16 protein-coding genes are annotated in these 21,876 nt (G+C 60.0%); 4 read left to right on the top strand and 12 right to left on the bottom strand.

The genetic code is table 11. The annotated features are described in order from the left end of the window. Positions 1-7: 7 nt before the first annotated feature. From FF098_RS02660 to FF098_RS02640, 5 genes are read right to left on the bottom strand one after another with little or no spacing between them, the layout of a single operon-like run. Positions 8-1,186: an acetyl-CoA C-acyltransferase gene (locus tag FF098_RS02660; RefSeq protein ID WP_155136989.1), complete on the bottom strand. Its 1,179-nt coding sequence runs from the start codon at positions 1,184-1,186 to the stop codon at positions 8-10. A 2-nt stretch (positions 1,187-1,188) separates the two neighbouring features. Beyond that, positions 1,189-2,118 carry an SDR family oxidoreductase gene (locus FF098_RS02655; protein WP_155136986.1) on the bottom strand — a complete coding sequence of 310 codons (930 nt, stop codon included), beginning with the start codon at positions 2,116-2,118 and terminating at the stop codon, positions 1,189-1,191. Between the two features lie 19 nt (positions 2,119-2,137). Beyond that, a complete protein-coding gene (locus tag FF098_RS02650) occupies positions 2,138-2,605 on the bottom strand; it encodes a MaoC family dehydratase (protein ID WP_155136983.1) in 468 nt (155 codons plus the stop codon). After that, complete coding sequence (locus FF098_RS02645; protein WP_155136980.1) at positions 2,602-3,741, bottom strand: acyl-CoA dehydrogenase family protein; 1,140 nt, start codon at positions 3,739-3,741, stop codon at positions 2,602-2,604. Before FF098_RS02645 ends, FF098_RS02650 begins: the two co-directional genes overlap by 4 nt. Before the next feature lie 11 nt (positions 3,742-3,752). Beyond that, complete coding sequence (locus tag FF098_RS02640) at positions 3,753-4,940, bottom strand: acyl-CoA dehydrogenase family protein (RefSeq protein ID WP_155136976.1); 1,188 nt, start codon at positions 4,938-4,940, stop codon at positions 3,753-3,755. A 191-nt stretch (positions 4,941-5,131) separates the two neighbouring features. On the opposite strand from FF098_RS02640, the gene FF098_RS02635 reads away from it, so the two are divergent. Together FF098_RS02635 and FF098_RS02630 are read left to right on the top strand one after the other, a co-directional pair. Beyond that, a complete protein-coding gene (locus FF098_RS02635; RefSeq protein WP_155136973.1) occupies positions 5,132-6,955 on the top strand; it encodes an autotransporter assembly complex protein TamA in 1,824 nt (607 codons plus the stop codon). Continuing rightward, positions 6,955-10,884 (top strand): translocation/assembly module TamB domain-containing protein, encoded by a 3,930-nt coding sequence (locus tag FF098_RS02630; protein ID WP_155136970.1) that lies wholly within the window; start codon positions 6,955-6,957, stop codon positions 10,882-10,884. The genes FF098_RS02635 and FF098_RS02630 overlap by 1 nt, the downstream gene beginning before the upstream one ends. Before the next feature lie 6 nt (positions 10,885-10,890). On the opposite strand, the gene eda is transcribed toward FF098_RS02630, so the two are convergent. From eda to zwf, 5 genes are read right to left on the bottom strand one after another with little or no spacing between them, the layout of a single operon-like run. Further along, positions 10,891-11,526: a bifunctional 4-hydroxy-2-oxoglutarate aldolase/2-dehydro-3-deoxy-phosphogluconate aldolase gene (gene eda, locus FF098_RS02625; protein WP_155136967.1), complete on the bottom strand. Its 636-nt coding sequence runs from the start codon at positions 11,524-11,526 to the stop codon at positions 10,891-10,893. Then, complete coding sequence (gene glk / locus FF098_RS02620; protein ID WP_155136964.1) at positions 11,526-12,494, bottom strand: glucokinase; 969 nt, start codon at positions 12,492-12,494, stop codon at positions 11,526-11,528. The genes eda and glk overlap by 1 nt, the downstream gene beginning before the upstream one ends. A 37-nt stretch (positions 12,495-12,531) precedes the next feature. Next, the gene (edd, locus tag FF098_RS02615) at positions 12,532-14,367 is read right to left on the bottom strand and encodes a phosphogluconate dehydratase (protein WP_155136961.1); all 1,836 of its coding nucleotides are present in this window, start codon (positions 14,365-14,367) and stop codon (positions 12,532-12,534) included. Between the two features lie 12 nt (positions 14,368-14,379). Next, positions 14,380-15,117, bottom strand: a complete 738-nt coding sequence (pgl, locus tag FF098_RS02610; RefSeq protein ID WP_205967349.1) for a 6-phosphogluconolactonase — start codon at positions 15,115-15,117, stop codon at positions 14,380-14,382. After that, positions 15,107-16,612, bottom strand: coding sequence for a glucose-6-phosphate dehydrogenase (gene zwf, locus FF098_RS02605; RefSeq protein ID WP_155136958.1), 1,506 nt, complete (start codon positions 16,610-16,612; stop codon positions 15,107-15,109). The genes pgl and zwf overlap by 11 nt, the downstream gene beginning before the upstream one ends. A gap of 222 nt (positions 16,613-16,834) precedes the next feature. On the opposite strand from zwf, the gene FF098_RS02600 reads away from it, so the two are divergent. Then, entirely contained in the window at positions 16,835-17,782 is a 948-nt protein-coding gene (locus FF098_RS02600; protein ID WP_155136955.1) for a fatty acid desaturase family protein, read from the top strand. 8 nt (positions 17,783-17,790) lie between these two features. Here the strand turns inward: FF098_RS02600 and FF098_RS02595 are convergent, their stop codons facing one another. Beyond that, positions 17,791-18,747, bottom strand: coding sequence for an alpha/beta hydrolase (locus FF098_RS02595; protein ID WP_166426280.1), 957 nt, complete (start codon positions 18,745-18,747; stop codon positions 17,791-17,793). 163 nt (positions 18,748-18,910) lie between these two features. Here FF098_RS02595 and FF098_RS02590 point away from each other — a divergent pair, with 163 nt between their 5' ends. Continuing rightward, positions 18,911-20,326 carry a sensor histidine kinase gene (locus FF098_RS02590; RefSeq protein ID WP_155136949.1) on the top strand — a complete coding sequence of 472 codons (1,416 nt, stop codon included), beginning with the start codon at positions 18,911-18,913 and terminating at the stop codon, positions 20,324-20,326. Between the two features lie 51 nt (positions 20,327-20,377). Here the strand turns inward: FF098_RS02590 and FF098_RS02585 are convergent, their stop codons facing one another. Continuing rightward, positions 20,378-21,826 carry a class I SAM-dependent methyltransferase gene (locus FF098_RS02585; protein ID WP_155136946.1) on the bottom strand — a complete coding sequence of 483 codons (1,449 nt, stop codon included), beginning with the start codon at positions 21,824-21,826 and terminating at the stop codon, positions 20,378-20,380. Between the last annotated feature and the right edge of the window lie 50 nt (positions 21,827-21,876).

The following is a 21,876-nucleotide window of genomic DNA, read 5'->3' as shown; positions in this document are numbered from 1 at the left end:
TCGACAGTTATGCGACTTCAAAAAGACCGGCAGCACCCATGCCGCCGCCGACACACATGGTGCACACGACATATTTCGCGCCGCGCCGCTTGCCTTCGATCAGGGCGTGGCCGACCATGCGTGCACCCGACATGCCATAGGGGTGGCCGACGGAGATCGCGCCGCCATTGACGTTGAGCAAGTCGTTGGGAATTCCCAGCTTGTCGCGGCAATAGATAACCTGCACGGCAAACGCCTCGTTCAGCTCCCACAGGCCGATATCGTCCATGGAGAGGTTATGTGCCTTGAGGAGTTTCGGGATCGCATAGATCGGGCCGATGCCCATCTCGTCCGGCTCCAGCCCGGCAACGGCGATGCCGCGATAAAGCCCGAGCGGCGTCAGCCCGCGCTTCTCTGCTTCCTTGGCTTCCATCACGACAGCGGCCGACGCGCCATCGGAGAGCTGGCTGGCGTTCCCGGCAGTAATGAAGGCATCCTCGCCCATCACCGGCTTCAAGCCTGACAAGCCCTCAAGCGTCGTCTCCGGACGATTGCCCTCGTCCTTTGCCAGCGTGACTTCCTTTTCGGAGATGTTGCCGGTCTCCTTGTCCTTGACCATCATTTTGGAAGGCAACGGCACGATCTCGTCATCGAACTTGCCCACAGCCTGCGCTGCAGCAGTTCGCTCCTGCGACTGCAGGGCGTATTCGTCCTGCGCCTCGCGGGAAATGCCATAGCGGGTGGAGACGATTTCCGCCGTTTCGATCATGGAGATATAGGCCTTCGGGTGCATCTCCACGAGCGACTTGTCGGCCTGGATGCGGAACTCCGGCGTCTGCACCAGCGAGATCGACTCAACGCCGCCGCCAACGACGATTTGCATGTTGTCGGTGATGACCTGCTTTGCCGCCGTCGCGATCGCCATCATGCCGGACGCACACTGACGGTCGATCGACATGCCTGCAACGGTCACCGGCAGCCCGGCGCGCAACAGCGCGTTGCGGGCGATGTTGTTGGCCTGATAGCCCTGCTGCATTGCTGCGCCGAGGATCACGTCATCCACCTCCGCGCCATCGATCTTTGCGCGCTCCACGGCATGCTTGATCGCGTGGCCGCCGAGCGTCGGCGACGGGGTGTTGTTGAACGCCCCGCGATAGGCGCGGCCGATGGGCGTGCGGGCGGTCGAAACGATGACGGCTTCTCTCATGATTAATCTCCTGATTTTTTCTGGTGGGCCGCGATCTTCCCGAGGAAGTTCATGTTCGGCCCGTTAGAGTCCTGATAGAAATTGATGTTCGATGTATCGGAAATGGCATTCCAGTGCTCGGCAACAGCCTCTGGTGACAGCTCGCCCGGCGGCAGGTAGATACCGTCCGTCTCCGCCATATAAGCGCGGGCGAACCCGCCGGCGGCGCAGGACAAGATCGCCTTGGACGGCCCGTTGGCGCTGACCAGCCAGATGACCCCGGCGGTCACTGCCTCCGGCTTCATTTGCTCGAAGACCTGATCGGGGATTCCCAGATCCTCCGTCATCCGTGTTGCCGCCGTCGGGGCGAGTGCATTGACATGGATGTTGTATTTCGCCCCTTCCAGATGCAGCGCGTTCATGAAACCAATCAGCGCCGCCTTCGCTGCACCATAATTTGCCTGCCCGAAAATGCCGTAGAGGCCGGAGGGCGAGGAGGTCATCAGGATACGGCCATAGTTCTGTTCGCGCATGACAGGCCAGACGGCCTTGGCGCAATTGGCGCTGCCGGTGACATGGACATCGAGCACCAGCTCGAAATCCTCCATGTCCATCTTGGCGAAGGTCTTGTCGCGCAGGATACCGGCATTGTTGATCAGGATATCCACGCGGCCCCATTCATTCAGGGCATCGGCGACCATCTTCTCGACCTCGTCGCGCTTCGTCACATTCGCGCCATTGGCTATGGCCTCGCCGCCTGCAGCGCGGATTTCCTCGACGACCTTCAGCGCCGCATCGCTGGAGGCTCCGGTGCCGTCACGCGCGCCGCCGAGATCGTTGACGACGACCTTCGCGCCGCGCCTGGCAAGCTCGAGCGCGTGTGACCTGCCGAGCCCGCCACCGGCGCCGGTAACGATTGCGACCTGGCCGTCGAACCTGATTTCATCCGTCATCGTCTCGTCACTCCGTCTGTTACTGTTGCTGCACCACTTGCATGGTCAGCCATTCGGCGGCAAGGGCGGGCTTCTCCTCACCCTCGATCTCGACCGTGACCGCGAATTTCAGGGTGAAGCGGCCATGGCTGCCCTCCTCCACCGCGCCCAGAACGAACCGTCCGCGCACGCGCTTGCCCGCCCGCACCGGCTGGACGAAGCGCACCTTGTCGAAACCGTAATTGATGCCCATGACGAGGTCTTCCAGCACCGGCATGCCCGCCGTCGCCGCCAGATGCGACAGCATGGACAGGGTCAGGAACCCATGGGCGACCGTGCCGCCGAAGGGCGTCTTTGCCGCCGCTTCCTCATCGACATGGATGAACTGATGGTCATGGGTGACATCGGCGAACCGGTTGATCGTCTGCTGGTCGATGGTGAACCAGTCGGAGACACCCACCTCGCCACCGATCATTTCTTGAAGCGCGTCGCGGCTGACGGTTTTCATGCTGCATCCTTCCTCAGGCCGGTCAGCGCTTCATACCGGCGCTGGTGATAGTCGCGATTGCCGAACAGTGTGTCGAGCATGGTCGCATGCATGAAGTAATGGCCAATAGCCATTTCCTCCGTAATGCCCATACCGCCATGCAGCTGCACCGCTGTCTCGCCGACGAACTTGCCGGTCTTGCCAATGAAGACCTTGGCCATGGCAGCGGCCTTTGCCCTCTCGGCGGGGTCGGCATCGGCGAGTGCCGTGGCGCGCACGGCCATGGACTTCATCTCCTCGCCCGCCATGAACATGTCGGCCATGGCATGCTGCAGGACCTGCTGCTTTGACAGCGGCACGCCGAACTGCTCGCGCTGGCGGGTATAGTCCACCGTCAGCTCGGTCATGCGCCTGGCAAGGCCGGTCATCTCCGCTGCACAGGCGATGATGCCGCGATCGACAGCCATTTCCAGCAAGGCCAGCCCCTCGCCTTCGGCCCCGATCAGCGTCGCTGGCGCCTTGTCGAGGATGACATCGCCAGCGGCAAAGCCGTCGATAGTGCTATAATCCTTCACCGTCACGCCGTCCGCCTGCGGATCGATCAGGAACAGGCTGATGCCATCCCGGCCTCGCGTCCCGCCGCTCGTGCGGGCCGAAACAATTAACCTGCCCGCCAGTGGCGCGGCGAGCACGACCGATTTGTGGCCTGTCAGCGTATAGCCATCGCCCGACTTTTCGGCGGTCGTTTCAACATGGAACAGGTCATAGCGACTGCGCGGCTCGGCATAGGCAAGCCCCATGACCAGTTCGCCACCGGCGATCTGCGGGATTAGTTCTTCTGCCACCGCGCCGCCAACCGCCTGCAGGATAGACCCTGCCAGCACCACGGTCGGCAGGTAGGGCTCGACCACCAGTGCCCGGCCCAGTTCCTCCATCACCACCATGATGTCGGTCGGCCCGCCATCGAGCCCGCCATGCACTTCTGCGAACGGCACGGCCATCAGGCCAAGCTCTGCCAGCTGCCCCCACACCTCGGGGCTCCAGCCCTTTTCCGACTTGATAATCTTGCCCCGCGCCTCGAAATCATAGCGGTCACGCAGGAAGCGGGAGAGCGACTCCCGGATCATGTCCTGTTCTTCTGTCAGATCGAAATTCATCAGTGTCGCTCCTAAAGGCCCAAAATCATCTTGGCGATGATGTTGCGCTGGATTTCATTGGTGCCGCCATAGATCGTTGTCTTACGCATGTTGAAATAGCGCGCCGCGGTTTCGACTGCGAAGTCCGGGCCTTCCGTTGCTTCATTATGGCCAAGCTCGCGCTGGAACGGCAGGCCGTAATTGCCCGCCGCATCGAGAAACATGTGCGAGATGCGCTGCTGGATCTCCGTACCGCGGATTTTCAGCAGGGAGCTTTCCGGCCCCATGCCGCCACCGGATTCTTCCCGTGCCAGTGCCCGCAATTCGGTAAACTCGAGCGCCGTCAGGTCGATTTCCGTCTCGGCAATCCGGCGGACGAAATCACCATCCTCCATCAGGCTCGGGGCATCGCCATAGAGGTCCTTGTCAGCTGCGATCTTCTTCAGCCGGTCGAGCGCCCGCCATGATTGGTGAACGCCGGCAATATTGGAGCGCTCATGGGTCAGCAGGAACTTGGCATAGGTCCAACCCTGGTTCTCTTGCCCTATGAGATTTTCTGCCGGCACACGGACATTCTCGAAGAACACCTCGTTGACCTCATGGTCGCCGCCAAGGGTGATGATGGGACGCACGGTGATGCCCGGCGACTTCATGTCTACGAGCAGGAAGGAAATCCCCTGCTGTTTCTTTTCGGCGTTGGGGTCGGTCCGTACCAGACAGAATATCCAGTCGGCATGCTGGGCCAGCGTCGTCCAGGTCTTCGACCCGTTTACGATGTAATCGTCGCCGTCGCGCACGGCTTTGGTGCGCAGGGAGGCAAGATCGGACCCGGCCCCCGGTTCGGAATAGCCCTGGCACCACCAGATATCGCCCGACAGGGTCGGCGGCAGGAAGCGCTCTTTCTGCTCATCGGAACCGAAGGTGTAGATCACCGGGCCGACCATGGAGATGTTGAACGGCAGGATCGGGAAGGCATCGGCGGCGGCGCATTCCTTGTCGAAAATATAGCGCTGGGTTGGCGTCCAGCCCGTACCGCCATATTCTTCCGGCCACGCTGGCGCAATCCACCCACGCGCATGCAGCTTGCGGTGCCAACCGAGGTAATTTTCCCGGGTGAAGTCGGTCTTGCCGCCGCGTTTTTCCGCTGGCCAGGCCTCATCAAGGAAAGCTTTCACCTCCTGCCTGAACGCTTCTTCCCTGTCGCTGAATTTCAAATCCATACTCACACCTTCTTTCCCGGGGTATGGACCCAACTTATCCCCTGCATGGGGGGTGTCAAAACAATGGTGCAGTTGGCACTGTAATTGCTGGAAAGCCCATAGATTACGGAACTTTAGGGGGCCTTGCGCTTTTCATGTGATATTAATCAGGGCGCCCTAAATATGGATAAGAATTCTTTACAGTTATCAGCGTGTTTTTGAAGTTGGGCCAGACCAGACGATCCCGCCGGATATCCCGGCTCGCGACCTGTGCGTTCGTTGCAGCGGCCCTCGCCGCCGCGCCATTTTGCACATCTGCATGGGCAATAGACTTCGAGCGCGACGTGACGATCGAAGGGCTGACCAGTCAGAGCTTGCGCAACGAGCTGCGCGCCCTGTCGAACCTCGTAGAAACAGACCGCAATTACACCAGCCTCGCCGCCATCCGCCGCACCGCGCAGGATGATGCCGACCGCATGCTGGAGGCGCTAACCTCCAAGGGCTATTACGCCGCTTCCATCGTGCCTAAAGTCGTTCGCAGCGATGACCGTGCACTGATCACGTTCGAGATCGACCGCGGCCCACGCTTCAACATCACCGATTACCGCATATCCTATCAGGACGAGATTGCCGCCGACCGACCTCAGACCTTCTCCGAAGCAGATGTGAAAACCGAAAACGACCCGAGCGGCGAGGCGCTGGTACGGCTCGAAAACCAGTTTCTCACCTGGCTGCAGCAAAACGGCTACCCCGCCGCCCGGGCAAACCGGCATTTCGTGGAGGCGAATTTCGACACCGGCAACGCCGTTGCCGTATTCGAGATCACCACCGGTCCGGAAGCTTATTTCGGCGAGGCGATCGTTCAGGAGACGGATCGTACGCGTGAGACTTTCATTGCTGCCTATGCACCATGGGAAGAAGGCACGCTCTATAATCGCGACGAGGTCGTCGACTATCGCGAGAAACTGGGCAAGACCGGCCTGTTCCAGCAGATCACTGTCGAGCCGGGGCAGACGCAGCCTGATGGCCGCACCGACCTGATCGTGACGGTGACGGAACGTGACCACCGCACCGTCGGTGCCGGTGTCTCCTACGCTACAGATGTCGGACCGGGTGTCAGCCTGTACTGGCAGAACCGCAATCTCATGCGCCGGGGCGAGACCCTGACGGCGCAGGCAAAACTTTCCAGCCCCGAACAGATTGTCGGCCTGACCTTTGGCAAGCCATTGCCGACCCTGCCCGGCCGGTTCGAGAGCGCGATCTCCTTCACCAACGACATCACCGATGCGTTCGACGCGCAGACGCTGGAACTGTCGTCTTCCCTGAGCAAGACATGGTTCGCTGAAAAGCTGGAAGCCTCCGGCGGGCTCGGCATCGTCTATTCCGAGGTCGAGGATGCCCGCGCGCGCCTGTCGACGACCGATGAGTTCGAGGCGGATACGTTCACCTTCGCCAAAATCCCGTTTTCGCTTTCGTGGAACAGCGACAATGATCTGCTGAACCCGACGCGCGGCTTCCGCGCCGGCATCGGCCTGACGCCCTATGTCGGCGACGTCAATTTCCTGCGCGGCACACTGACCGGCGCAACCAGGACGACGCTGGGTGATGAAAACCAGTATACACTCGCCATTCGCGGCCTCGTCGGCTCCAGCTTCGGTGTCGATACCAATGACATTCCGGCAACGGAGCGTTTCTATGCCGGTGGCGGCGGCTCCGTACGCGGCTTTGCCTATCAGGAGGCCGGTCCGCTTGATGCCGAAGGCAACCCGCTCGGCGGGGCCTCCATCATCGAGGTCAACACCGAGGCGCGATATAATCTCCGCGAGAAGATCCAGCTTGCCGTCTTCCTTGATGGCGGCACGGTGTCGGACAGCGAAGTGCCCGACTTTTCAGAGGAAGTGCTGTGGGGTGCCGGTATCGGCGCGCGTTACCTGACGCCCATTGGTCCGTTGCGCGTCGATCTCGCCACGCCCCTGAACCCTCGGGATAGCGATGACGCAGTCCAGTTCTATATCGCGCTGGGGCAGCCCTTCTGATGCGGCTTGCCTTCAACATAGTCCTGATCATTGGTGCCTTGATCATTGGCGCAGTGATCGTCACGTGGCTCTATTTCGTGCACACGCCGCCGGGGCGCGACTTCCTCAAGACACGCGCGGAAAGCGTTGCCCAGCAGGTCGTCCGTGACCAGTTGCAGAGCGAGCTGACCATCGGCGAGCTTGAAAACGGCCTGCCGGGCCGCATCGCCATCAATGACATCACCCTCAGTGCCGATGGCGAAGTGTGGTTCGAGGCCGACCGCGCCGTCATGGTGTGGAACCCGTTCGCCCTGATGAACCGCAAGGTACTGATCCGCGAGTTTACCCTGCAGGATGCCGACCTCTACGCCCTGCCCCCCGAACGTCCGGCCCCGGAGGAAGAGACGGAAGACGAGCCCTTCTCCCTGCCGCAGGAACTGCCGTGGATCGACATCGAGCGCATCTCCATTTCACCGTTGCGGCTTGCAGACGGTATCGCGGGCGATGCCCGCACGATCCGTGCGGAAGGGCGCTTCTCTACCGCCGATAACCGCCTCTCCTCCGACCTCACCGTCACGACAGGCGACAATGACGACCTGATCCGCGCACTGGTGAAGACCCAGCGCCGTATCCTGACCGTCGACCTGACGGCGAAGTCCTCCGAGAGCGGCCTCGTCAATCACTACCTCGATGCTCGCGGTCCGGTGGATATTGCCCTGACCGGCAAGGGCCCCTTGAACAAATGGGCGGGTACGTTGAGCGCCGATGCCGCCGCCTATGGCACTGCAGAGCTGGAGTTTACCGGCGACCTTTCCTCTCGCGACAGCCTGTCCCTGACAGGCAGCGTGTCCCCCGGTACGCAATGGCCGGAAGCGGCCAGCGAGGCAGCAGGCGACACGCTGATCCTCGACCTCGCTGTGACCACCAGTATGGGCCGCCGCACTGTCAGGATGCAGACGATAGAGGGTGCCTTCGGCACGCTGTCGGGCGAAGTGACCGGCATCGGCGACGATGGCACCATCGACAATGGAAATGTCGAGCTGACGCTGGACCTCGCCAGCACCTATGCACAGACGATAGGCGCCAGCACCATAGCCGGCCAGAACGTGCTGGCCGGGCAAGTCACCTATGACAGCGATGGCGATGTCGCCGCAACGGGCACGCTGCAGACACCGGCAGGCCAGATCGCCTTTACCGATCTCGATTATGCTGAAGAGACGCTGACAGGCGATATCTCCGTCAGCATGGCGCAATTGCCCATCGATGACGAAACCCTAAACGAGCTTTTCCCGCGCGGCCTGAATGCCAGCGCCAATATCACCTATGGGCAAGCTCGTGTACGGGCACAGAATATCGATCTCTATTCAGGCCAGCAGCGTGGTAATGCCGGTATAGTCCTCAGTGGCAGTGCAGACTATGACATGGATGCAGAGCGCGTCTCCTCCTCCGGCTCCCTCAGTGTCGCGCCGCGCATCGTCGCAATCTTCACCGACGCTGTCAGCTTTGATGGCCCCCTGCGCAACAGGTTCTCAGTCAACGGTCCACTCGACAATCTGGCGCTGGAGCTTACCAGTGACTATGCCGCCGGGTCGCTGTCCGACCAGGCATTTGCTGCAGGTGTATTGGAAGCCAGTTTCAATGGCCTGCCCGGGCGGCCCGATGGCAGTCTGCGCCTGCAGTCGGCAGACAATTCCTATACCGGGCGGGTCATCCTTGATACGCTGCAGTCTGACGATATCGTCGCGCGGGACATCTCGTTTTCTTCGTCTTTTCTGACCGTCGCCGGTGACGCCCGGGTCAACCCTGAAACCATGGCGGCAACAGGCACGCTGCAACTGGAAACAGCGGGCGATGTTGCCGTCAGTGCCGAGCGCACTGTCTCCGGTACCGCGAACCTGACCTTCGATACGGCAATGCAAGGCGAGACACGGACCGTAAGCGCCGACATTACCGCCAGCAATTTCCGGACGACCGATGCCAGCCTCGAAGCACTGGAGTTGTCGGTGCGAGGCACGGCTCAGAACGCCGATGTGAACCTGACCGCTCAGAACGTGATCCTGCCCAATGACTATCTCGTCACCAGCCTGACAAGCGAGGCCACGATCGGCCAGACGGAGGAAGGCTTTGCCGCTGACATAGCCAGTTTCGTCGCCCGCACCGGAGCAGGCACGCCGGACGAGACCATCCGCCTTCTCGCCCCCACGCGCGTTGCCTATGCCGATGGCGTCGTCACCTTCGCCGAGACAAGGATCGACAGTTTCGACCGCAGCGAGTTCATCGTCGCCGGCCAATACGGCCCGAACCGATGGGTACTCGACGCATCAGGCTCCGCCGTGCGCATTCCCGGGCTGCAATCGCCGCTGACCTTCGAGATCGATCTCGATACGGACGAGGCCGTACCCGGTACCGTCACCCTGTCCGGCGAAGTGCAGGACCAGAATGACGAACTGCATCGCCTGACGGCGCGCGGCGAATGGAACGGCGAAACGCTTGCCCTGCGTGCCCGCCTGCGAGATGCCAGCAACGACTTCCCCGGCGAACTCAATCTCTCCATTCCGGTCGCGCTGGTGCGGGGCGAAAGCCTTTCGGTCTCCACTGGCGACGGCGCCATCAATGGCCGCTTCGTCTATGACGCCGGGATCGAGAATATCGTCGCCTTCGTGCCCATGGACGAAAATTTCCTGACCGGTCAGCTTGTCTCCGAGATCGACATTTCCGGCACGGTTGATCAGCCCGCGATCACCGGCAGCGCTCGCCTCGTCGATGGCCGCTTCGAGGAGCCGCGCTCCGGTGCCGTTCTCAACGACATGAATGGCAACCTGACTTTCTCCTACGACGCAGGCGGATCGACCGGGTCCTTCACCGTGACGGCCAGCGATGCGACCGGCCGGGCCAATGCCTTCGACCTTTCAGGCGACCTCCTGTTCGGCGATGTCGCTGGCGAGGCCGGCTCCAGCGTCGAGGGCACGCTGGCGCTGAACCGGGCGACGCTGATCGAATCCTCCGACCTGTCGGTTACCGTCTCCAGTAATCTCGACCTCAGCGGTACGGCGCGCGACATGCTGCTCGCCGGGAACATCGATATACAGAATTTCGATGCGATCATCCCGGAGACGCCATCACGCAAGAGCTATACGCCCGTCACGGTCGTCAGGGTCGACGAGAACAACGACCCCGTCAGACCGGAACGCGAGGAAGTCGAAGCACCGACGCCTGTCACCGTCTCTCTCGACCTGACCATCTCTGCGGACAACCAGATTTACATCAGCGGTCGCGGCCTGCAGAGCGAATGGCAGGCCGACCTAGATGTCACCGGCACGGCGACGTCTCCGGTGCTCAATGGCCAGATCGAGAATGTCGATGGCGTGTTTGAATTCGCTGGCCGTCGCTTCGAGATCACCAATGGCGATATCATCTTCAACGAGCCGAACGGCCTGACACCGCGCCTCGACCTATCCGCCAGCTATGAAGCCGAGACGGCGGCGCGCGGCGATGTTACGGCGACGATCCGTGTTACCGGCTCAGCCGAGTCACCGACGATCCGCCTAACCTCGACCCCGACCCTGCCGCAGGAAGACATCATGTCCCTAATCCTGTTCGGCAAGGACCCGGGCCAGCTTACGGCCTATGAGTCCCTGCAAATCGCCCAGTCCGTTGCGACCCTGACGGCGACCGGTCCGTTCGGTGGTGGCGGTATCACCAATTCCCTGCGCCGGTCCGCCGGTCTGGACACCCTGTCATTCGGCGAGGATGCAGAAACTGGCGGCGGCACGCTGACCGTGGGCAAATATGTCTCTGATGATGTCTATGTTTCGGCGACACAAGGCCTCGGCGATGCGGGCAATTCGGTCAGCGTGACCTATGAGGTCTCGGACCACATCACCGTGGAATCGACGCTGGAGGAAACCGGCGCCCAGAGCGTGTCGGCGAATTACAAGAAGGACTATTAGTCCTGCCTAGCCTTTTATCTCTTTATACAGAGCAACCGCCTCTTTTGATTTGGCCGTGATCTCGCCCCATTGGTGGCCATCGATCATCTGCTTCGTCGCGATCCACGATCCGCCTGCGCAGACGACGTTCGGCAACGACAGGTAATCCTTGGCATTATCCGGCGAAACGCCGCCGGTCGGGCAGAAGCGCAGACTCTTCAGCGGACCGCCCAGCGCCTTGATATAGGGCGCGCCACCGGCGACCTCAGCAGGGAAGAATTTCAACGCCGTAAAGCCATGATCCATCGCCGTCATCGCCTCGCTCGCCGTCGCGATACCCGGCAGGATCGGCACGGACTGGGTGGCGGCATAGGACAAAAGCGGCAGGGTGATGCCCGGCGAGACGATGAAGTCGGCGCCATTGTCGACAGCGCCCTTGTAATCGCGCTCGTTCAGCACCGTGCCCATACCGGTGATCAGCGACGGCGCCGCCTTCTTGATCGCGGCCAGCGCATCGAGTGCGGCTGGCGTGCGCATGGTCAATTCGATCACTTCCAGACCGCCATCGAGGAAAGCCTGGGCAAGGTCACCGGCTACGCCTGCATCGGCGATCTCGATGACCGGAATGATAGTTGCCTTTTCGAGTACGGTGTCGATCGTCATTATCCGAAATCCTTCAAGAGCTTGGCTGCCCCGATCAGGGCTGTGTTGGGCGATGTGATGAGATGGACGGGGATATCGTCGAAATAATGGTCCATCGGCGACTTGTCCGAGAACGCCTGACGGAAGGAACTGGCCTCGAAGAAATCACGAATCTTCGGAAGGATACCCCCGGCAAGGCTGACCCCGCCCCGCGCGCCGGTCGATAACACGATATTGCCGGCATAGATGCCGAGCGCATCGCAGAACATGGTCAGGGTTTCTTCAGCCAGCTGATCATTATGCTCCAGCGCGGCGGTGGTCACCTCTTCCGGTGTCTTGAGGTCGCAGTGATGACTGTCTATGGCGCATAGCGCGCGATAGGTATTCAGGATGCCCTTGCCAGACACGATCCGCTCGAAGGTTACGTGACCGAACATGCGCGTCAGGTGCTGCAGCACGGCAATCTGGCGCTCCGTACGCGGTGAAAAGCTGACATGGCCGCCCTCCGTCGCCACGACACGGTAATTGCCCTCGAACGGCACGATCAGGCCGAGGCCGAGACCCGTTCCCGGCCCGAGGACGGCGCGGGGATAATCCTGCAGGATATCACCCGGCTTGATCTCTTCCTTGTCTTCATCCGGCAGGAACAGCGTGCCATATGTCATGGCGCGGAAATCGTTGACCACCATCATGTGATCGAGCGACAGGCTCTTCTCCAGCCTGTTACCGTCCAGCATCCAGGCGGAATTGGTGAAGTCCACCACCCGGTCCTTGATCGGCCCGGCGACGGCAAAGCACGCATCCTTCAGGTCGGTTTCGGAAATGCCGCCGAGATAATCGTTCAGGGCGTCTTCCAGCTTGTCGTACTCGCTGGATTTGTAATCCTTGCGCTCGAACAGGTGCACGCCATCGGCGGAATCGTCGAGGCTGGCGAGGCAAAAGCGGGCATTGGTGCCGCCAATATCCGCTATGAGAAATGGCTTACTCAACGATTTCTTCCCTATTCAGTTCGTTCCGTGACGATTTTCAGAAAGCCACGGTGGAGGCAAAGGTCACTGCCCCGGTTTCGGCGGTCGAGGCGACCTGGCGCATGCCGGCGAAGAGCTCGCGCCCCATGCCGGTCTCGTTGGCGATGATATCCGATGGCGGCGCTTCGCGGGCGTTCAGTTCCTCGTCACTGACATCAGCAGTCAGCGTGCCGTTGACGGCATCGAGGGTGATCATGTCGCCGTCGCGGATCTTGCCGATGATGCCGCCCTTGACCGTTTCCGGCGACAGGTGGATCGCCGCAGGCACCTTGCCCGACGCGCCGGACATACGGCCATCGGTGACGAGCGCGACCTTGTAGCCCTTGTCCTGGATGACGCCGAGCGGCGGTGTCAGCTTGTGCAGTTCCGGCATCCCATTGGCACCCGGCCCCTGGTTGCGGACGACGGCAACGAAGTCCCGCTCCAGCTCACCCGCCTTGAACCGTGCCAACAGATCGCCCTGGCTTTCGAAAACGATGGCAGGCGCCGTGACTTTCTGGTGCTCCGGATTGACGGCGGAAATCTTGATCACGGCACGGCCGATATTGCCGGAGAGGACCTGCAGCCCACCCGTCGGCTGGAACGGCTTGTCGAACGGGCGCACGATAGCCTCGTCTTTCGATTCCTTTTCGGCCTCGACCCAGTGCAGCTTGCCTTCCTTCAGGAAGGGCTCTGACTTGTAGTCTTCCATGCCACCGCGCGACACGGTCTTGACGTCCGTGTGCAGAAGGCCGTTTTCCATCAGCTCGCGCATCATGAACGGCAGGCCGCCGGCCTGGGCGAAGTGGTTCACATCCGCCGGGCCGTTGGGATAGACACGGCACAGCAGCGGCGTGATGCCTGAAAGGTCAGAGAAATCATCCCAGTCGATGACGATGCCAGCGGCGCGGGCAATGGCGACAAGGTGGATCGTGTGGTTGGTCGACCCACCGGTCGCGTTCAGGCCGATGATTGCGTTGACGATCGCCTTCTCGTCGACGACTTCATAGAGCGGGGTATATTCATTCCCATGCTTCGTAATCTCGGCAACGCGCTTGGCGCTTGCCGCCGTCATCGCATCGCGCAGCGGCGTACCCGGATTGATGAAGGCAGACCCCGGCAGGTGCACGCCCATGACTTCCATCAACATCTGGTTGGAGTTTGCTGTACCGTAGAAAGTACAGGTGCCCGGCGAGTGATAGGACGCGCTCTCCGCTTCCAGCAATTCCTTCTTGCCGATCTTGCCCTCTGCGAAAAGCTGGCGGATGCGGACCTTTTCCTTGTTCGGCAGGCCGGACGGCATCGGCCCCGCGGGCACGAAGACGAATGGCAGGTGACCGAAGCGCAGCGCGCCAATCATCAGTCCGGGAACGATCTTGTCGCAGACGCCAAGGCACAGCGCCGCATCGAACACGTTGTGGGACAGAGAGATCGCCGTCGACATCGCGATCACGTCACGCGAGAACAGCGACAGCTCCATGCCCGGCTCGCCTTGCGTGACCCCGTCGCACATAGCCGGCACACCGCCCGCAACCTGGCCGACAGCGCCGACCTCGCGCAGGGCCTGCTTGATAATATCGGGATAGGCACCGAGCGGCTGGTGGGCGGACAGCATGTCATTGTAGGAATTGACGATACCGACATTGATGTTATCGCCATGCAGCAGCGCCTGCTTGTCCTCGTCAGGGCAACCGGCGAAGGCATGGGCGAGGTTGCCGCAGGAAATTTCGTTCCGGTTCGGTCCTTCCGAGGCAGCCTTCTTCATCAGGCTCACGTAAGAATCGCGGCTCTTCTGGCTGCGCTCCTGAATACGCTCGGTCACCTCGGCGATAACGGGGTGGAGGCGGTCACTCATGGTTCTTTCTCCTCACGCCGTCCAGCAGGGCCAGAATGGCAGGGAACGGCTCTCATGCAGTCTCAATAGGGCACGCACGGGCATGTCCGCAACCGCACCCTCGCCTAACGCCTTTTCATAGGCGTCGCGCTTGCCCTCGCCCTTCATCATCAGGACGATCAGGCCGGAATTCGCGACCGGCGGCAGCGTCAGTGTCATGCGCTGCAGGAATTTGCCGGTCACCTCACTCTCGGTCGCGGTAATGGCAGCGGCACGGTCCCTGCCGTTCGGGTCGAGGGCGGCGTCGAGGCCCTGCGCATTCGGGAACCACGAGGCCGTGTGCCCGTCCCCGCCCATGCCCAGCACGGTCACATCGAGCGGAAAGGAAATGCCAGACAGGCATGCTTCCATGGTCGACAGGCCCTCGGCGGGGCTGGCCGCCTTGTTTTTCATACCGGTCAGGCGCGCGGCCGAAGCGCGGTTCTGCATCAGGTTCTCCACGATGAAGGTCTCGTTGGAGCCTTCCTCGCCCGGCTCGACCCAGCGCTCATCGACGAGAACAACATCGACCTTCGACCAGTTCAGATCACGTTGCGACAGATGCTGATAGAGAAGCTTCGGCGTCGAGCCGCCGGAGACGGCAAAGCTTGCCCGGCCCTTGTCCTCGACCGCGGCAGCCAGTTGCGCCGCGATCAGGTCAGCAAGGCGCGCGGCCATCGCCGCCTCGCCGGGAAACGAAATCAGTCCTGTGTCACCGCCATCATGCGCCATCGAACCACTCCCTTCCGTCGCGATCGAGCAGGACCGATGCCTGTACCGGACCGTCCGTTCCAGCCGTATACAGATGCACCGGCATATCATCCCTCGACCAGGCATCGAGAATACTGTCGACCCAGCGCCACGCGGCCTCGACCTCGTCGCGGTGCATAAACAGGCCGAGGTTGTTGCGCACGACAGCCATCAACAGGCGCTCATAAGCATCCGGATAACGCGGCGCGAAGGTTTCCGCATAGGAAAGGTTCAGCGGCACATAGCGCAGGCGCATGCCGCCGGGACCAGGGTCCTTGGTCATCAGCATCAGCTTGACGCCTTCGTCCGGCTGCAGGCGGATGATCAGGCGCGAGGGCTGCACGCGGCCGGATTCCGGCGCCAGCATCAGGTGATCGACCGACTTGAACTGGATGACGATTTCCGACCAGCGCCCGCTCATGCACTTGCCGGTGCGGATATAGAACGGCGTCTCCGACCAGCGCCAGTTGTCGATATGAACCTTTAGCGCGGTAAACGTCTCTGTATCGGTCGGATTGCCAACTTCCTCGGCATAGCCCTTTTGCGGCTTGCCCTTGACCGAGCCTTCCTTGTACTGGCCGCGCACCGTATCGGCGCGCACCGTACCTGAGTCGATCTTGCGCAGGGATTTGAGCACCTTGATCTTCTCGGCACGGACGGAATCCGCTTCCAGGTCGATCGGTGGCTCCATCGCCACGAGGCAGAGCAACTGCAACAGGTGATTCTGCACCATGTCCCGCAGCGCACCGGCCTTGTCGTAATAGGACGCGCGCTCACCGGCCGGTACTGTTTCGGCCACCGTGATCTGCACATGGTCGATATGGCGGGAATTCCATACCGGCTCGAGCAGCGAGTTGGCAAAGCGCAGGATCAACAGGTTCTGCACTGTTTCCTTGCCGAGATAATGGTCAATACGGAAGATCTTGTCTTCCTCGAAGACCTCGCCGACGGAATCGTTCACTTCGCGGGCAGAATCAAGGTCCGAGCCGATCGGCTTTTCCAGCACGATCCGGGTGTGGTCGGTCTTCAGGCCATTGGCATCGACATTGGCGCTGACCTGGCCATAGATGCCTGGCGGCAGGGCGAGGTAATAGATACGCAGCTTCTCGTCGCTGCCGGCCAGCAATTCCTTCAAGTCGTCCCAGTCGCTGCTTTTCTGGTCCAGTGCATCGACGCCAACATAGTGAATATGCTCGGCAAACGCATTCCAGGTGTCCTCCTCCAGCTTGTCGTCCGGATAGAACTCCTCGAACTTGTCACGCACAAGCTGGCGATACTCTTCGCTCGACATCTTCGTCCGCGCAGAACCGATAATCTTGGAGGTCGCCGGGATCTGCTGGTCCTGCCAGCGGTGATAAAGGGCCGGCATCAGCTTGCGCAGGGCCAGGTCGCCCGACCCGCCGAAGACAATAATGTCGAATGGCTCGACGGGCAGAAACTTGGAACTGCCGCTGTCGGCTGAGGTTTTTTTGCTCATGAAACCTTCTCGTGATTTGGCGTTTGTCTGTCGCCCCAAGCTCTAGAGTAATATGATATCTCGCGGCAAGCCGGAAAGGCGCAGTTATACGCTGTTATAAAGCACTCTGAGCCAAAATAGGACACCTCAAAGGCCCTTTGTTAACCACTTATTCGTTGTTATCCACAGGCCCCTGCCGTAAAATCCTTAAGTCTTTTTTAACGATTGCGGGAGGGTCCCGTCATGGCCTTTGTCAGAATTCTCGACCTGAAGAATTTCAAGACTGGCGAAAACAAGATTCGCGCAAACCGCCTGGCTGGCCAGTACATGGTCTATAATGTCGACTGGACATCGCTGATCTCCGGGTCCGCCGCCCTGCTGGCGATTTTCCTCGTGTTCTTCTGGGGCGTGACCCTCGACAAGGTCTGGCAGAAAGCGCTGCTCGGCGCGACCGCGCAGACCTGGCTGATCCTGTTCTGCTTCAATGTCAGCCATGATGTCGCCCACGACCTGATATTCAAGCGCAACCCGAAATACCGGATGCTCAACAATATCTTCGGCTACATGATGGCAACGCCGACACTGACGCCCTATCACGGCTTCAAGGAGACCCATCTGGAGCACCATCGAAAGACGAATACGCCGGTCGATGACCCGAACCACTGGATCGTGCGTGGCTCCCTGCCCTGGCTGCTGGGCAAGCTGCTGATTGCTCCGTTTGGCGACTACAAGGAAATGCTGCGCTACTCCCGCGTCAAGCCGATGCCCCATGTGGCAAAGACATTCTTCCTGTTCTGGATCGGCACCGCGCTGTTCACGGCCGCCCTGATCTGGCTGTTCGGCTTCACCAATGTGCTCTTCATGTGGTTGATCCCGGCCTATATCAATTACGTGATCGTTTTCGCCTTCGTCGCCGTCATCCCGCACCGGCAATCGCCTGATGCCCCGGGCGAACAGGTCGAGCGGATCGCGATCTTCCCGTCCTACCTGCAGTCGCTGTCGAGCTTCCTGCATGCGGGGCATAATTATCACTTGCTGCACCACATGTATCCGCGCGTGCCGAGCCATAAATACGCAGCCTTCGCCAAGCATCTGGTGGACATTCAGGAAGAACAGGCCGCAGAACGCAAGAAGGCTGACGCTCCTCAACAGGATAATGATGGCAGCGCCGTTGCGGCACTTGCGGAATAGGCTTGCGCCTAGGCGGCCTGCACCCTTGCCGTCGCGATGAAGTTCGCAATGTCCTGATGCACGGATTTCGCCTCCGGCATCGACCAGTGCAGATGGAACATGTGGAACATGCCATCGAGGACGCGCAGGGTGGCATTCACCCCCGAAGTTCTCGCCTTCTCTGAAAGACGGGCACTGTCGCCCAGCAAGGTCTCACGCGAGCCGACCTGAAGCATCATCGGCGGCAGACCTGAAAGGTCCGCATAGATCGGCGAGATCCGCCAGTCACTGACTGGCGTACCATTGGCGTAGTACCCGAAGATGGACTTCAGGCTGTTTCCGCCGCGTATACGGATCAACGGGTCGTGCCGCTGCATGGTGATCATCGTATCGCTCGAGGCCGTACCATCGAGGCAACCTGAAATCAGCACCGCACAATCCGGCAGGGCAATACCATTATTGCGCCACTGCACCATCGAAGAGAGAGCGATATTGGCCCCGGCGGAATCGCCCATGATCACGATCCGTCGGCCATTGCCGACATGCGAACGCAGGGCGCAATAAAAATTGCGGACATCTTCCAGCCCACGGGGAAATGGAAACTCAGGCGCAAGCGAATAGCGCACGGCATAGACTTCCGCGCCCGCAAGCTCACATTGCGGCAAGGCCGCGCTGGCATTGTCTTCTGGAGAACCGCAAACAAAGGCGCCTGCGTGAATATACAGGATTACAGGTCCAGCCCTGTCAGATGCAGGCGACTTGCACTGCAAGCCCTCGACACCGCCAAGGGTGATCGCACTCATGGAATAGGGAAAGTCGATTTCCTCAAGCGTCTGGCGCCAGCCACTATTTATGATACGGCGCCCGAGCCGGCGCATCACCGGATTTCCGATGGTGTCGAAGCCGCCATAGCTTTTGAGAGAACCGTAAAGCCCCTTCGCCTCGCTGCTGATCGCCGGGCTGACCTTGACCGATTTTCCGAACATTAGCCCCCCACGAGCCTCTAGAAATCCATACCTGCCTTTCATCGCGAAAATTGTGTAACAAATGGTAACTACAACCGCCGAAATTTCCGCCTATTTCCGAAAATCGTGGCTTAAATAAAATTCAAGACTTGTGTCCTATAGGTTGTCCTGAATTGGAAACGGTATGGACACTGTCAAACCAGCAAAGAACCGGATAACGGCGACATTCGCCGACCCTGAGCTTGAAAAGGCTTATCAGGGATATTCACGCATGTTCTTTGCCGACAAGGATCGGCTGATGCTGTATGCGGCAGTCGCGATCTATGGCCTGTTCGTCTTTCTCGACTTTTTCGTGCTGCAGAACGCGCGCACCGAGATCATCTCCATCCGGCTGCTCATGATGGTCGGCGCGATTGGCATCATCTGGATGACGCGCCTGGAGATCGGCAAGAAATACTTCCAGGAGATCGCCTGTTTCCTGATGACCATGGCCGGCGTATCGATCGCCTTCATGATCTGGCTGGAGGGCAGCGTTTCCCCACCCTATTATGTCGGCCTGGTGATGACCGCGATGATCATGACCAATCTGGTTCGCATCTATTTCATGCTGTCGATCGGTGCGCTGTCCCTGATCTATCTCAGCTTTGCCCTCGCCGTCGCCCCCATGGGCTGGACGAATTACGTCTATGCGGCACATTTTTTCACTGCCAGCTCCTTCGTCCTGATCATCATATCCAGCTACATCATGGAGATCGGACGGCGGGACGAATACATCCAGTATCGCGAGAACCAGAACTTCGCCGGCCAGCTGCAGGACATGTATGACGACGCCAAACGCTCCATCAAGCGCAAGAATGCCGTCCTCAATACCTTGACCCATATCTTCAAGACACCGCTGCACCAGATCATCGGCTATGCCCAGATCCTGGAGCAGGAATCCCTCGGGCCGCACGAAGCGACAGAGTACAAGGAATTTTCCAGCAATATCCATGCGGCCGGCCAGGGCCTGTTGCGGACGGTGCAACGTATACTGACCTATTCGCGCCTTGATTCCGGCAGCATCAAACTCAGCCGCCAGTCGACGACGACGGCAGAACTGATCGACTGCGCCCTGTCGCGTCTGGTGGATGATATCGAGACAAAGAAGCTGGAGCTAGAAAAGCCAGAACGCCATTTCCGGATAAAGGTCGATGGCGCCCTGATGGAACAGGCCGTTTATGAACTACTGGCCAATGCCGTTGAGGCATCACCGGAGAAGGGCACGATCAGGATCTCTACGGAGGAAACAGACGAGACCGTCAGTCTGGTCATCACCGATCAGGGCACGGGTATCGATCTTGGCAAGCTGGACGAGATCGAGAACACGCTCGAGCGGACAGAGGAATTCCTCGGCGTCAGCGACAAGATCAGCCTCGGCATCACGCTGACGAGCAAGATCGTACAGATCCACACCGGGAAGCTGTCTTTTGTCCATGCCGGGGATGGCGGGACCGTTGCAAGACTGACCCTCAACCGGCAAGAAAACGAAGCAGCCTTCAAGGAACCCGCAGGGGCAACGGGCACTGACAGGCAGGATGCTGCCCTGAAACAGGCATCATGAAAAAGCCCGGCATCGACCGGGCTTTTTCGTCACTTGAAACCAGCCGCGTTTCTAGGCTGGCTTGGTGATCTTCAGCATGTAGACAGCGCCGGATTCATCCATGTCGACATCCACTTCCGCGCCCTTGCAGCCCGCAGACATATCCAGCATCTGCTGTCTGTTGCGGAAATAGAGCGTCCAGTCGAGGATGAATTCCATTGGCCAGTAGGTCCCGTTGGAAGCGTCATTGACGTTGCCGATCAGCAGCGTGCCGCCTGGGCGCAGGTAATCGTAAAGCTTAGCGCAAAGGCGACGCGACAGGCCGGGATTGAGGTAGTCGAGCAGGCCTGCGGAATAGATCAGGTGCTGTTGCGGGATATGCCGGAACGTGCTCATCGGGCGCAGCATCTCCGTGAACGATGTATGCATGCCGGAAACGATGACATTGGACTGGCTCGGCGTCAGGCTGCGATAGGCAGTCGTGATCGCGTAATCAAGCGCCTGCTTTTCCTGGTCGACCAGCGTGAAGGAATATCCCTCCCCCGACTGATAGGTCGTCTCGAGGAAGCGCTGCACCTCACGCGCCGGGCCGGAGCCGATGCTCATGACGTGATAGAGATCGCTCTTGTCTTCCTGCTGGTTCAGCCGGTCGAGTGCCTCGGAGATATATTCCATGCGCGAGACGATCGGGCGACCGCTGATCAGACCCAGAATATGCAGATAGCGGCTGTAGATCGAGGTGCCTTCCGGACGATGATCATACATGTAGTTCATGATCTGGAAGTCGCCGGGATAGCCCATCGGTTTGAAATAGCTGCGATGCCAGTTGCGCCCGCCAACGAGTTCACGCGTGACCAGTCTTTCGGTAAAGGTCTTCAGATCCTGCTTGGCCTTGGCATCGTCGATGAAAGGCAGGACCAGTTCATTGCCGCGGAACCAGATATCGGACCAGCCAGCCTTGCTGCTCTGTTCAAGTTGCTCGCAAAGCTCATGCGTCTCGACCTCGGACAGGCCATCTTCATACGGAGCGATATGCGTATCGATGAACTGGCGCTGGTCGGCGATATAGTCGAGCACTTCGGTACAATAGACCTTGTACTCCATCGGCACCTTGTAGGTGATGGCGGGCTTTTTCGACTTCGCCTTTGTCCGGGCGAGCGCCATGGAATTCTTGCGGGCAATCTGGTTGATATCGATGCCGCGCTCGTCAAACAGCACGCGCAGCTCGGTCTTGTCTACGGCGCCGCCAGCGATCACGACCTTGCATTCGAAAAACGTCTCACCGCCCTGTTTCAGCTCCAGCATCTGCGCTGTACGGATTTCTGTCACGCACAGACCTTCAGGGACACTTAGCGTCAGCCCGGTGGAGGAAATGCTGGATACGGTAAAATCTATGTTCAGGAAACTGGCGCGCGGCACTGCGCCCTTGAACAGATCCTCAGCAGCGTAAACGGGTGCAGAAACGCGCACCTCGTCAGAACCGCTTCCTTGCAATTCCTGATAATGTTTGATGCTCGACATGACTGATTACTTCTCCACAAGAGAGGGCCTGAAATCTTCTTGCGGATTCC

Origin of the sequence: Aquisalinus luteolus (genome assembly GCF_009712425.2) — a bacterium.
GTDB classification, from domain to species: Bacteria; Pseudomonadota; Alphaproteobacteria; order Caulobacterales; family Parvularculaceae; genus Aquisalinus; species Aquisalinus luteolus.
The sequence above is the reverse complement of the archived record's forward strand: the minus strand, read 5'-3'. Positions and strand labels throughout refer to the sequence as shown.

Coding starts and splice junctions, on each gene's coding strand:
- FF098_RS02585 (WP_155136946.1), bottom strand. CDS start 21,826: ATGTCGAGCATCAAACATTATCAGGAATTGCAAGGAAGCGGTTCTGAC.
- FF098_RS02660 (WP_155136989.1), bottom strand. CDS start 1,186: ATGAGAGAAGCCGTCATCGTTTCGACCGCCCGCACGCCCATCGGCCGC.
- FF098_RS02640 (WP_155136976.1), bottom strand. CDS start 4,940: ATGGATTTGAAATTCAGCGACAGGGAAGAAGCGTTCAGGCAGGAGGTG.
- FF098_RS02600 (WP_155136955.1), top strand. CDS start 16,835: ATGGCCTTTGTCAGAATTCTCGACCTGAAGAATTTCAAGACTGGCGAA.
- FF098_RS02590 (WP_155136949.1), top strand. CDS start 18,911: ATGGACACTGTCAAACCAGCAAAGAACCGGATAACGGCGACATTCGCC.
- eda (WP_155136967.1), bottom strand. CDS start 11,526: ATGACGATCGACACCGTACTCGAAAAGGCAACTATCATTCCGGTCATC.
- FF098_RS02630 (WP_155136970.1), top strand. CDS start 6,955: ATGCGGCTTGCCTTCAACATAGTCCTGATCATTGGTGCCTTGATCATT.
- FF098_RS02595 (WP_166426280.1), bottom strand. CDS start 18,747: ATGTTCGGAAAATCGGTCAAGGTCAGCCCGGCGATCAGCAGCGAGGCG.
- FF098_RS02650 (WP_155136983.1), bottom strand. CDS start 2,605: ATGAAAACCGTCAGCCGCGACGCGCTTCAAGAAATGATCGGTGGCGAG.
- zwf (WP_155136958.1), bottom strand. CDS start 16,612: ATGAGCAAAAAAACCTCAGCCGACAGCGGCAGTTCCAAGTTTCTGCCC.
- FF098_RS02645 (WP_155136980.1), bottom strand. CDS start 3,741: ATGAATTTCGATCTGACAGAAGAACAGGACATGATCCGGGAGTCGCTC.
- edd (WP_155136961.1), bottom strand. CDS start 14,367: ATGAGTGACCGCCTCCACCCCGTTATCGCCGAGGTGACCGAGCGTATT.
- pgl (WP_205967349.1), bottom strand. CDS start 15,117: ATGGCGCATGATGGCGGTGACACAGGACTGATTTCGTTTCCCGGCGAG.
- FF098_RS02655 (WP_155136986.1), bottom strand. CDS start 2,118: ATGACGGATGAAATCAGGTTCGACGGCCAGGTCGCAATCGTTACCGGC.